We start from the raw sequence: 12,678 nt of genomic DNA, 5'->3' as shown, positions 1-12,678 counted from the left end.
CGTACTTTGTTCGCTGCCTCCAAATCATCCGTCAATAACATTCCCCCGGAAGATCCCGTGATAATTTTATTTCCATTAAAAGAAATAGCATTATAACTACCGAAAGTCCCGGTTTGTACACCTTTATAAGAGGCCCCCAATGATTCTGCCGCATCCTCTATAATAATAGCATTATACTTCCGACAAATAGCCCGGATCTCGTCGATTTTACCCGGTGTCCCGTATAGATGAGCGACTACAACGACCTTCACTTCCGGATAAATTTCGAAGGCTTTCTCTAACGCAATAGGATCCATATTCCAAGTATCATATTCCGTGTCGATAAACACGGGTATTCCTCCCTCGTAGATAACAGGGTTTACTGTCGCATCAAAAGTCATATCCGAACAAAAGACCTTATCACCCGGCTTTACCCCAGCCAACCGAACAGCCATATGCAAAGCCGCTGTCCCGGCAGACAAAGCAACCGCATACCGGCAACCGATCTTCTCACAAGCCAAACGTTCTACCTCATTGATATTCTTACCCACGGTAGACATCCAATTACTCTCGTATGCTTCTGTTATATATTTGATTTCATCTCCATGCATTGTAGGAGAACTCAGCCATATTTTAGAAGAAAATGGTTCCATCTGTTTCTGTTTACTGTCTTGATCCTCTCTCTTCATATCTAATTATTTTTTTTTCTTATTCTCAGCCTCAAAACCATACCCGTAGCCATAACCATAGCCATAATGTTTCCCATAGCCATAACCGTATTTCTTACCGTAACCGTAGCCATAGGTGTTCTTGCGCTTGCTTAAGTCGATTCCGTTGATCACAACTGCCAACTTATCGAACTTATGATCGTCCTTAAGAACATTGATGTAACAGAAAGCGGCTTTCGGGGTCACGTCCGCACGGCAAACATAAACGCACATATCGGCTACACGGCTTATTATAGCCGTATCAGTTACCATTCCAATCGGAGCCGTATCCAATAACACGTAATCATAACGGGCTTTCAATTGTTCTATCGCCTTCTCTAAAGCATCACGGGCTACCAACTCCGTCGGGTTCGGGGGAATTGTTCCACCCAAAAGAATATCCACGTTCGGACTGATACCGGAAGGCTGCACAAGCTCAAAAAGATCGTTGTCTTCCGGATTCATCAAATAATTAGAAATTCCCTCTTTCTTTTTTGATAAGCCGAATATCCTATTCAAGCCGGGCTTGCGGATGTCCATACCAACCACTATCACTTTCTTACCCAGAAAAGCCAAGCTGACAGCGAGATTTCCGGTCACAAAAGATTTTCCCTCGCCGGGCTGCGTGGAGGAGAAAAGTATGACCTTCTGGTCTTTCTGTAGCATAAAGAGCAGATTGGTTCGCAATCCCCGGAAGGTCTCCTCCATCACGTCGTTCTTATTCTCGCGTACCACGATAGCACCTTTATCTGATGACTTACGAATGCTCAACGGTAATTCGCCCAGAATGGGCACATTCGTCAATTGCTCTACATCACCCCGGTTTTCTATTTTATATTTCAATAATTCCACGATAAAGATAATTCCCACCGGAACAAACAGGCCTACCACCAAAGCTGCCAATAAAAAGACAAACTTCCTCGGGGCTATCGGCTCCTTGCCGGGTAATGGCTCCTCTACAATACGACCATTATTAGCCGTGGATGCCAACGTGATTGCATTCTCTTCCCGTTTCTGCAACAGCATGATATATAGAGTTGCCTTGATTTCCTGTTGCCGGGAAATCGTCATGAACTCTTTCTCCTGCTTGGGTGTGTCGCTGATCCGGCTCTCGAATTTGCTAGCCTGACGCTCTATATCTTTTTGGGCAATTTGCAATCCTTGCAAGACACTATTCACAGTTGTTTCTACACTACGCCTCATCGCATCAATACCTGCATTCATGTTTATCACCGCCGGGTTAGTTTCCGAAGAGGTACGTAACAAACGTTTACGCTCGACAATCATCGTGTTGTATTGCTCAATCACCCTAGTCAGGTTTTGATCTTGCAATCCCACGTTTGCAGGAATGACCTCTTCTTGGTTGACCGGATCATTAATATAGGTACGCAGATATTGAACCAAACGGATTTGCGTGGCGTTCTCCACTCGTTGTTGCTCATACTTGGAACTCTCTTGCAAAGCCAAACGGGCATCATTTGTCAAATCAGTCAGACCGGACCGTTGCTTGAAATCCGCGAGCTCGCTCTCCGCCGCACCCAACTCATGGTTAATGATACCGATACGTTCCTCGATAAACTCGGCGGTTTTCTGGGCTACCTCATTTTTCTCGTCGTTCGCGTCTTGATTATAAAACGCTACCAAACGATTAACAAAATCCACTCCCCGTTCCTTTACCGTATTATTCACACTGATCTTTGCTATGGTTGTGGTCTTGGAAGAGGCTGTCACGCTCAAATCTTTCATATACTTCTCGGCAGTCTCTATCGGAGTGTTTATGGTAGCACGTAAAGCGATTTCCTCTTCTTCCATACACGAGGTATCACCTCGCATAAAGCTTAAAACGCCCACGGGTGTCGGCAACACCGCCGGCAATTGGTCAAATGCCTGCACCATCTCTTGCTCTTCCCCGTCTTGCACATATTCAGCCTTAACAGACAATTTCCCTGCTTTCGTAAAGGCGAGTTCCAACTTTATCGGTTCCTCCAGCTTAGAAGCTTCTTCCGGTGTCATATAAATCCGCACCGGAGTGTTCTTATAAAGAGGAATCGCGTAACCGAACGCTCGCTTTTTCGCTACACGAATATTTAAATTCAAGTCATTCACGACTTTTTTTATCAAAGTACGGGATTTCAAGATCTCCACCTCGTTATCAAAATTATTTGTCATGGAAAACATTCCCAAATCTTGAATAGCTGCTAATGGATTGTTACCCGAACCACTTCGCTTATCCTGCTCCTTTATCAATACGGAACTGGAAATGTTATATACAGGCGTTTGATAACGAAGAAACAGGTAAGTAGCGATACAACATATCAATATACTAGCAACAAACCAACGCCAATAAAAAAGGTATTTGAATAAAAGAGCGAGGATATCAATCTCTTGCCCATCGGCCTCCATCCCATTGTTATTATTTATCCGTTCGTCTACCATCTCTCTTAATTTTCAATCATTTAAGTATGTTCACTAATAAACCGGCGATAGATACCAGAATCGATATCGAACTCACCCAAAGAGTCGTGCTGTTACCGATATCGGAGTTTTTTGCTTTTGTTTTGTTCGGGGTCACGTAAATAATATCGTTCTGCTTCAAGTAATAATACGGGGAAGTCACGATTCCGGCATTGTTTAAATTCAGGTTGATGATCTTACGCTTGCCGTTCACATCCTCACGGATTAGCTTCACGTTATCGCGAACACCATAGATCGTCATATCACCCGCCATAGCCAAAGCCTCCAGCACGTTCACCTTCTCGTTGCCGATCGTGAAGCTACCCGGACGGGCTACTTCACCCAATACCGAGATCTTGTAATTAGCCATACGAACCGTAACGATCGGGGATTCCTTCAAATAAGGTTTCAAACGCTCGCGAATCAAATCCTCGGCCTCGTTCTTTGTAAGACCTCCCACCGCCAAGCGACCGATAACAGGGAAATCGATCTCGCCCTTGTTATTCACCAAGTACTGCTGCATGGTCGGTTGCGTAGTCGTACTGATATTTGTCAAAGCCGCATTGAGCGGAGTCTGCACCGTCAAGTTGAACGGAGTCGCGGCCTTCGGGTCTGTCGTATTGACCGTGATACACAACAAGTCTTTCGGCATGATCTTCGCGTCATACAAAGGAAGTGTCTCCTTAAAATCGTTCACAGCCTCTGGATTCTTGAGGTAAGGTACATTCTTGTAAGAGGTGCAACTCGCTACCAACAGAGGTAAAGCCAATAAAAGTAGTAATCTTTTGATTTTCATATTATTTTGTTATCATTTTTATTTCATTGAACACAGATGACGCGGATTTAACGAAACAAACGAGAGAAAAGACCTTTCGATTTCTTCGGTTCGTATTCCGACTCGTATTCGCGCATCAAATCCTCATAGGAAAGTTTTTTGCTCACCATCTCGTAGATCATACCCCAATCCGGGAGACCGCCAAGATTACGATCATCGATAAAGATGTCTACTTTCAACTTGCGGGAGAAATGGTTGTTTTGCTCTTTCTCCTCCTCCGGATAATCACGGTTCACGGCGTAGAACTCCAAGCCGCGATCACGGCAGAAGGCAACAGCCTCATCCAAAAGCTTGCCCTCGCGTACACTCCATAAGATTAACTTATGGTGTTCCGATTGTAACTTTTTTAATGTCTCGATGGCGAAAGGAAGCTCCTTACCGATTACCGGATATTTATGCTCGACGATCGTACCGTCGAAATCCACAGCTATTATCATCTCTTAATTTTTCAATTTTCAACTCTCGTCTATTTCACATCCAACCTCTCGTACTCCGAATTATTCGACTTAAACTCCGGCACTACCCGTTTCATCAGCCGCACCGTATCCTCCACCTTTACCGCCAAGGCCAATTCTGCCAATTTATCGTAAGCCTCCAAAATATCGTTCCGCTTGTATTCACGCACCCGCGCTACCCGAATTTTGGCATGTCCCGTCGGGAGGGTATTCTCCTCGTTACTCAACACTTCCTCGTACAGTTTCTCCCCGGGACGCAACCCGATAAACTTGATCTTAATATCTTCACCCGGAATATACCCGGCTAATCGAATCATCCTTTCCGCCAAGTCTACGATTTTCACCGGTTCACCCATATCAAAAACGAAAATCTGGTTCCCCGCGCTCATGACCGCCGCCTCCATCACCAGCCGACAAGCTTCGGGGATCGTCATAAAGTAACGGGTTATTCTCGGGTCTGTCACCGTTACCGGACCGCCTTGCTCGATTTGTTTCCTGAAATACGGGATCACGCTACCGTTACTCCCCAGCACATTCCCGAAACGAGTGGTCACGAAACGTGTCTTCCCCTCTACCTCTCCCCGTTCCATCGCCAACCCTAAACTCTGCACGTAGATTTCAGCCAATCGCTTCGAGGCTCCCATCACGTTCGTCGGGTTCACCGCCTTGTCCGTCGAAATCATCACCATCATTTCCACCCCGTACTCCACGCAAAAGTCCGCTACCAACCTCGACCCAATCACGTTCACCCGCACCGCCTCGCAGGGATTCTCCTCCATCAAAGGAACATGCTTGTAAGCCGCGGCATGGAAAACCACCGCCGGACGATACTTTTCAAAAGCCATTCGCAAACGTTCCTTCTGACGGACATCCCCGATAAAAGGGCTAAACTTCAAACCCGGAAAATTCCTTTCCAGTTCCATGCGGAACTCGTGCATCGGAGTTTCCGCGTTATCAAACAGGATCAAATGCCCCACACCCAAAATCGTCAATTGGCGGCACAACTCGCTACCGATACTGCCCGCCGCACCCGTGACCATCACCACCTTGCCGGCAAAATTTTCAGCACACTCCCGCGTGTTTATCTTGATCTCTTCACGCCCCAGTAAATCCTCAACCCGTATTTCACGAACGATAGTCTTCTTCAATCCATCGCCCAGCACGTCAACCGGAGGCGTCACTAAATTTTTCAATCCGCAATCCGAACAAAAACGCACCAAACGATCCGCCTCCCGACGAGCCTCCTCGTGCGAGGGATACAATAACGCATTAATGTTATATTTCTTCACGAAACGGGAAAAATTTTCCTCGTCCTCGAAATAACAAACCGGCAAATCGGATATCACGCAGGACTTCAAGTACCTCTCCGGGTTCACGAACCCCACTACTTGATAGTGTTTACTCGTGTACATCCGCTTCTTGAGTGCAACACTTTTATCCCCGCTCCCGTAAACCAATACACGGCTTTTACCCGAAACATCCCGTGAAATCGCATAATCGTAAACCAGTACCAGCGTTACGCGAAAACCGCTTAAAACTACTGTTGTCACGAGAAAATCAAGCAAGCAAAAAGCAAAAAGATGATGGCCGAACAAGCACCAACCGGACAAAAAAAGCACTCCTCCTAAAAGAATATCGCTCAAAAGTATGGCGAAACACAATCTCCCCATACTTTTCATTGACGCATGACGGATGATGTTCTTACTCGTTCCCGAGAGCCAAAAAACTAAAAAAGTCGTCACCCCTCCCGCGAACAGTACCGTGGCATAAGCCGACCAAGACAGATCCGCGATAAAACTATCAATAAAAAAAAGCGACACAAGCGAACTAGTAAGCGACAAATAAACATCCGCCAAAAGAATCACCTTATAACTCACGTATCTTTTCCTTTCAACCAAGTACTTGGATACCTCGTTTATCAAATTTTCCATTTATAAAATGATAAGGCTTCTTATTCTCTAAAAGTTTAAAGAAGCGTCCCCTCCGGTATTAATAGCTTGATCCGGCCTATGAAGTACCGTCGAGGGAGACGCTGTTACCGGGGGTTGCGTTACCCGGTATATCTCTCGTTGCAAACGGCGAACTCCCGCTTTGCAAGTATATTAAACACTTTTACTGTAACATCAAAATCATTCTCCCGCGATTGCAGGAATCGTTTAACAATCTCCTCCTCCTCTTGCCTCACGGTGACAACCAAACGCGCACGCTCTTCCCCGAATCGCACGTGTTCTTCCAACGGCAACTCCATCGCACCTACAACGTCATCATACAAACAAATAGCATCCCACCAAGATAACAACATTCCACGGTTTCCGCCCCGCATATACCCCAACACCTCTGTTACCAATCGTCCGGCAAGTTCTCCACATTCCTTGTCCCCGGCAAAATAGTAACAATTGCACAATAAACGACAAACATTCGGAGTACGGCAAGGCAACGCAATCTTACCATTCCCCCGTGCCGCAAAAATCCGGTACGCCGCATCCAAACCGTTTCTCAAGTAACCCAAATCCGAGTACACCTGATAGACATCCATCATGTCCGCAGCGTAACCGGCACGAGTATCGACGGGGACATCCTCGTTTCTCAATTGCCTCGGGAACAAGTGAACGATCGATTTCGCTCGCTCGTGAATATCACCGGGGGTGCCGAAATCATTCTCCAACCACGGGTATACCCGTACCATAGAATACACCGTCAGGTAACCGTGTAACAAGCCCGACAACTGCCCCGGGGGATATGACCGAACGTCAAGCTCCTCCAATCGCTTGTACAAATTGTGAAATAAACCTTTTTCCATTTGTATTTTTTGATTTACGATTTTAGATTTATGATTTTAATTGTACTTGTTGGCACTTTCTTAAATCATAAATCGTAATTCATAATTCATAAATCTTAAATTAATCCTTTTGTTTTACTCTATTCTTTCCAGAAAAGAACCCGGGATGTAAGACGTGGCGATTGACACCACTCCCTCCAAACGAATCACCACCCGCTTGTGTCCCCTCAGGCGCACCAGTTCTCCCACCAGCCCCTGCAAGGGTCCTTTGATAACCCGAACCCGATCACCTCGCTTGAGGTCTTTATTCAATATCTCGATACCATCAGGAGAGAAATCCAGCAGGAACATGAAATCTTCCATCTGCTTGTCGGGAACGATCAAGGAACGATGTCCTTCTAAATCTTTCAAGTAAACGATATTCAGTGAATGCTCGTTAATTAAGGAGAAACTCGTCACCTTATCCGTACGGATAAAAATCATACCGTGAATCAAAAGTACTCGAATGGTCTTCCGCCCAAGCGGCGTATCCCGCACCTCTTTCTCCAGCGGGAGAAAATTCTCAATTCCCAATTCGTCCAATTTCTTCTTGATCAGTAATTCTTGATTCACCCGCGTGTAAGCGACATACCAGTGTATTTTTTTCTCCTCGATCATGTAATTGTTTTATTCTATCAGCAGACCGGACACGCTTCGCGCACTAACCCTGTTACCGGTCCTGATTTATTGCCATGTGTTCCACACACCCCACTTAAACAGTGATATTCATTATAGATGCACGAAAGCTGTTTCACTAAACAATATTTTATATCAAAAAACCATCGTTTAATGCGATGCAAATATACATCATTTTTATTTTCCGCAAACTTTTTTGATTAGTTTTTTGGTTCTCTCAATTAGATATTTAGTTTTTTGTCGATTATTCATAAGTGCTTTTTTTGACCGTGTCATTAAACGATCATTTATTAATTCATAAATAAATTAACGAAAGAACAAATTATCAAATAGATACAATGACTTCTTGTAAACATTTGAATGTTCATTGCATAATCGTTGCCTAACCACAAAAATCTTGTATATACACACCATAAACGTATCATAAACGCAAATTTACGTCTATGATACGTCCATGATACGTCCATGATACGTTCATGAGGTTAGGCAAGAGTTAAGAACAGATTGCCCAACCATAAAACAAATATAGATATTCTTTTAGGCTTATTCCTTCACCGAATCTTGACGATACACCCGAATGACTCCTTGAATCCGTTTCAAACGGGAAATCAACTGCGCCAGATGATCCGTGTCACTTACCAACACGGTGATTTGCCCGTCAAACAACCCTTCACTCGAATTGATAGACAAGCCGCGCAAACTGATCTTCGGGTCTTTCGAGATCACCTCGGTAATTTTAGTTACCATCCCGGCATCCTCCCGTCCCACGATACTCAAAACGGTTTGATAAGACGTTGAGCCAGCCTTTGTCCACGCCGCCTGCACGATGCGGTAAGGATAACGGCGTTGCAGGTCGAGGGCGTTCTTGCACTCTGCCCGATGAATCTTGATACCCTGCCCGATAGAAACGAAACCGATAATATCGTCACCGAACACGGGGTTGCAACACTGCGCGAACTTGTAGACCACGTTATCCACGTTCCGGTCGATTAACAACACATCCTCGCTAATCGGGCGGGTGGGCATCACCTGCACTTCCTCCCGGGGAGTGGTCGCAGCCCGTTCTTCCTCTTTCGGCTTGGTAATAAATTCCTTGATTCCCGCCATATCAAGTTTCTCCTCGGCAATGGCTTGATAGAGATCAATAGCGAACTTATATTTATAATGTTGTTGCAGGCGGTGGATTACCTCGTCGGTCAACTCCAACTTCCAGTTTTTAAAACGGCGAGCCAGCATCTCCTTTCCCAGCGTCGCTTGCGCGCGGGAATGTTCGGTCAGAAACTGCCGGATTTTATTACGGGCTTTCGAGGTAATCGCTATATTCAACCAATCGGCACTCGGCTGCTGATTATTCGAGGTAAGAATAGCAACTTGATCGCCGTTCTTCAACACGTAACGCAGCGTCTCGTTCCGCTGGTTCACCTTCCCCCCCACGCAACGGGAACCCACTCCCGTGTGTATCGCGTAGGCGAAGTCCAACAAAGTAGCCCCTGCCGGCAACGTCTTCAAATCCCCTGCCGGGGTGAACACGTGTACTTCCTTATCCTGCAAATTAATCTTGATATCGTCGAGCATATCGACAGCACCGACATCGGAACTCTCCAGTATCTCGCGCAACTCGGTCAGCCACTCTTCAATCGCCTTGTCCGAAGAACCGCCTTTGTATTTCCAGTGGGCGGCAAATCCCTTTTCCGCCACTTCATCCATGCGTTCCGTGCGAATCTGCACCTCCACCCAACGATTCTTCGGTCCCAGCACGGTCGTCTGCAACGATTCGTACCCGTTGGATTTCGGCACGGAAATCCAATCCCGCAAACGTTGCGGGTTGGGCGTGTACTTGTCCGCCACGATAGAATAGGCTCGCCAACAATCCGCCTTCTCCTCCGCCCCGCTACTCTCCAAGATAAAGCGCACGGCAAAAATATCGTATATTTCCTCGAACTCCACCTGTTTCTTCCGCATCTTGTTCAGGATCGAGGCAATGGTCTTCGTCCGCCACTTCACCTTGAACTTGACCCCGCGGTTATTGAACTCCTCGACAATCGGGGCGATAAACTCGTTAATATACTTCTCGCGTGCCTCCCGGCTGCCTTCCAGTTTCAAGGAAATCTCCTTGTACACCTCCGGTTCGCTATAACGCAAGGCTCGATCCTCCATCTCCGATTTGATATTATACAATCCCAACCGGTGAGCGAACGGGATATAGATATAACTTGTTTCGCGAGCCAATTCCCGCTGTTGCTCGGGACGCAAACCGTCGGCATGACGCAAGTCATACAGTTTCTCTGCCAAAAAAATCAATTGCACCCGCACATCCTCGGCAAAACTTAGCAGTAACTTCCGGAAATTATCGGAATCCACCACCCGATGAGTGGCATAAATACGGCTGATGTCATGCAATCCGGACAGGATTTGTGCCACCTTGTCACCAAAAACGGCTTTCACCTGTTCAATCTTTAATCCCCCGGACTCCACCACCCGCCGCAACACCAGACAGATAATCGAAGTACGTCCCAGTCCGATCTCGGACGTGATAATCATCCCGATATCCATCAAGCGGACGAGTTCCTCCTCCGTCACTCCTTTCACGTTCACCTCGCTGCTCATAGCGGTGTCGAATGCCTTACGTACCAACCGTACATCCTCGGCAGAAACAAGATTTTTACAAGATTTTAATAACGCTCTGTATTTTCTTTGGATTATCGTATAAGTTATAGATTCTGACATGGCAGGGTTAATTTAGCAATTTCAAACTTCTTTATTCTTATCAAAAAGGATGCCGCTTTCAAGCCTTCGGCTCTTTGGTCTGTAAAGTTTATAAGGTTTATAAAGTCCGAAATATCCTTTAGATAATCATATCGGCAACACACGTTGCCGTGAACAAAGCGCCCCGCAGGGGTCTATAAACCTTATAAACTTACTTTCCCCTTAACGGAGTTACCACAATATTATACTTGGAACTATAATGAATCAAATACAATCCCCGGTTCTCCAACCCGCCGAAATCACTTATCGGACGGAAACGGAAGCGGGTAAACATCCCGTCATCCTCCCTGTTACGCAGCGTGTTCAGCGTGTTCGTTCTCTCTCTCTCCACCAGCGGAATAAAATACATGGCCATATCGAATGCCCGGTTCGCGATATTATTCGGTTCGGAATGAAAATACTCCCTGTGCTTCGCGGAAAACGCTTGGGCATCCTCGTTCTGGTAATCCACGTAACTATTCATCATCACCTTCACGTTCAACTTGTAGAACATTTCCTCATCAATAGAAGTGAACTTCAACCACTCCGGGAAACCGATCACGGTAATACGGTAATGATCACTCAAGGCGGATAACACGGGCAATACACGACTCGCTGCCGCCTCGTTGACTGTCGGGAAAAGGATGATATTCTCCACGTCCGGTCGCAACATCCGGCGTACGGAATCCACGTGCATTCGCGGGTGCCACTGGTAATCGAGCATCGGCTCGCCAATCTCACCCTGCATACGGGCACGCACGAGTGCCGGCAAACGATTCACCTCTCCGGCACGGGCATTACCGTCCGGAATGATATGAATCAAATGAGCTCCATGAGCGTTAGCGGCAACCCAATCCGCCATTTCCTCCACCAGCGAAGGCGTGGAAATATTCATCTGTACAAAATTCGGAAAGCGGGACAATTCCCCACTTCTCGCCGAGAGGGGATAAATCATGGGGATCACCCTGTTTTGGAGCTGCTCGGCAACTAACTTATACGTGTTCGCGTAAACGGGACCCACGATCAAATCGGGCGATAATCCGTTCAACTCCCCGATCACCGCCTGTGTGGCGTTAGCGTCACGCTCCGTATCATAGACATGTATATCAATCGTGTAGCCTTGTCGTTTCAAACTATCCGCCGCCATTAAAAATCCTTCATAAAATTGCAGGAACTGGGTAGACTTATCACTCAAACGCCACCTTTCATTACGAATATTCACCCCTGTCGTGTCCACCGGAATCTCCTCCGGAGTAAATGGTAACTTATTATCTTTCACAGACAAAGGCAACAAAAGAGCCACTTTCACGTGCCGACGCTCGTAATTCCGCTCCGGAATCACGTAAGTGGTATCACCTACCACCTGTTGCATCATCCCCTCCAAGGAATCGCGTGCCGGAGGGTAGAGAGCAACGTGTTTCTCCTCCTCTTGTTTCTGCCGTGCCGCCTCCTGTTCCTGACGATCGAGCCAGCGTAATTCGGCTTCCAACACGCCCCGGTCAATCTGACGCAACGGCAGGCGCACCACAGCCCCTTCGGCTATCGGTCGGCTCACGTCGTACTCCGGGTTCTCCTTCAATATCCGTTTCAACTTGATCCCGAATTTCTTGGAAAGAGAATACAACGTCTCCTTCGGACGCATCTTATGATAGTAATACTTGTCGTCCACCCGTTTAAAAGGCTCCACGTGAGGTATCTGCAATACCTCGCCCACGGAGAGGGCGTTATCTTTCTTCCCGTTCAAGGCTTTCACCTCGTCGACCGCCACCCCATAAGCCTTACAAATAGAAAAAAGCGTCTGTTTGGGTTGAACCGTGTGCAGATAAAAAGATTTTCCACCAATCACGATCAATTCCTTTGACTTCTCTATCTTGACTTCTTGCGCGTTAATATATCCTGAAACGCATACCAACAGGAGTAAAAATGCAAATCTTACCATCTTTTGAATACTTATTTTCCGAGCAAAAATAGTAAAATAGTAGTGATAATTGAAAAATCTCTCTTATTTTTGCAGGATAAAGGTAGTAAACGTTTCGCGATTTACTCTAC

The 12,678-nt window shown here is 46.3% G+C and carries 9 protein-coding genes; all 9 read right to left on the bottom strand.

The window, feature by feature from the left end:
- Positions 1-668, bottom strand: a 668-nt coding sequence (locus Q5866_RS05775) for a DegT/DnrJ/EryC1/StrS aminotransferase family protein (protein ID WP_303179416.1), incomplete at its 3' end; no start/stop codon positions are given.
- A 6-nt stretch (positions 669-674) separates the two neighbouring features.
- Positions 675-3,122, bottom strand: a complete 2,448-nt coding sequence (locus Q5866_RS05770) for a tyrosine-protein kinase (RefSeq protein WP_303179414.1) — start codon at positions 3,120-3,122, stop codon at positions 675-677.
- Positions 3,123-3,138: 16 nt separating this feature from the next.
- Entirely contained in the window at positions 3,139-3,936 is a 798-nt protein-coding gene (locus Q5866_RS05765; RefSeq protein WP_186976425.1) for a polysaccharide biosynthesis/export family protein, read from the bottom strand.
- Positions 3,937-3,983: 47 nt separating this feature from the next.
- Positions 3,984-4,412, bottom strand: coding sequence for a BT0820 family HAD-type phosphatase (locus Q5866_RS05760; protein ID WP_292266452.1), 429 nt, complete (start codon positions 4,410-4,412; stop codon positions 3,984-3,986).
- A 29-nt stretch (positions 4,413-4,441) separates the two neighbouring features.
- A complete protein-coding gene (locus tag Q5866_RS05755; protein WP_292266450.1) occupies positions 4,442-6,361 on the bottom strand; it encodes a nucleoside-diphosphate sugar epimerase/dehydratase in 1,920 nt (639 codons plus the stop codon).
- A gap of 119 nt (positions 6,362-6,480) precedes the next feature.
- Positions 6,481-7,230: a hypothetical protein gene (locus tag Q5866_RS05750; protein ID WP_303179411.1), complete on the bottom strand. Its 750-nt coding sequence runs from the start codon at positions 7,228-7,230 to the stop codon at positions 6,481-6,483.
- Positions 7,231-7,344: 114 nt separating this feature from the next.
- Positions 7,345-7,866, bottom strand: a complete 522-nt coding sequence (locus tag Q5866_RS05745) for a UpxY family transcription antiterminator (protein ID WP_303179409.1) — start codon at positions 7,864-7,866, stop codon at positions 7,345-7,347.
- A gap of 561 nt (positions 7,867-8,427) precedes the next feature.
- Positions 8,428-10,611, bottom strand: a complete 2,184-nt coding sequence (locus tag Q5866_RS05740) for a bifunctional (p)ppGpp synthetase/guanosine-3',5'-bis(diphosphate) 3'-pyrophosphohydrolase (protein WP_227217784.1) — start codon at positions 10,609-10,611, stop codon at positions 8,428-8,430.
- Between the two features lie 190 nt (positions 10,612-10,801).
- Positions 10,802-12,568, bottom strand: coding sequence for a LysM peptidoglycan-binding domain-containing protein (locus tag Q5866_RS05735; RefSeq protein WP_099293445.1), 1,767 nt, complete (start codon positions 12,566-12,568; stop codon positions 10,802-10,804).
- Positions 12,569-12,678: the final 110 nt, after the last annotated feature.

Origin of the sequence: uncultured Butyricimonas sp. (assembly GCF_959596855.1) — a bacterium.
In the GTDB taxonomy this organism is placed as follows: Bacteria; Bacteroidota; Bacteroidia; order Bacteroidales; family Marinifilaceae; genus Butyricimonas; species Butyricimonas muris.
The sequence above is the reverse complement of the archived record's forward strand: the minus strand, read 5'-3'. Positions and strand labels throughout refer to the sequence as shown.

Excerpts from the sequence above, each read along its gene's own strand:
- Q5866_RS05740 (WP_227217784.1), bottom strand. The coding sequence starts at position 10,611 with ATGTCAGAATCTATAACTTATACGATAATCCAAAGAAAATACAGAGCG.
- Q5866_RS05755 (WP_292266450.1), bottom strand. The coding sequence starts at position 6,361 with ATGGAAAATTTGATAAACGAGGTATCCAAGTACTTGGTTGAAAGGAAA.
- Q5866_RS05750 (WP_303179411.1), bottom strand. The coding sequence starts at position 7,230 with ATGGAAAAAGGTTTATTTCACAATTTGTACAAGCGATTGGAGGAGCTT.
- Q5866_RS05765 (WP_186976425.1), bottom strand. The coding sequence starts at position 3,936 with ATGAAAATCAAAAGATTACTACTTTTATTGGCTTTACCTCTGTTGGTA.
- Q5866_RS05745 (WP_303179409.1), bottom strand. The coding sequence starts at position 7,866 with ATGATCGAGGAGAAAAAAATACACTGGTATGTCGCTTACACGCGGGTG.
- Q5866_RS05760 (WP_292266452.1), bottom strand. The coding sequence starts at position 4,412 with ATGATAATAGCTGTGGATTTCGACGGTACGATCGTCGAGCATAAATAT.
- Q5866_RS05770 (WP_303179414.1), bottom strand. The coding sequence starts at position 3,122 with ATGGTAGACGAACGGATAAATAATAACAATGGGATGGAGGCCGATGGG.
- Q5866_RS05735 (WP_099293445.1), bottom strand. The coding sequence starts at position 12,568 with ATGGTAAGATTTGCATTTTTACTCCTGTTGGTATGCGTTTCAGGATAT.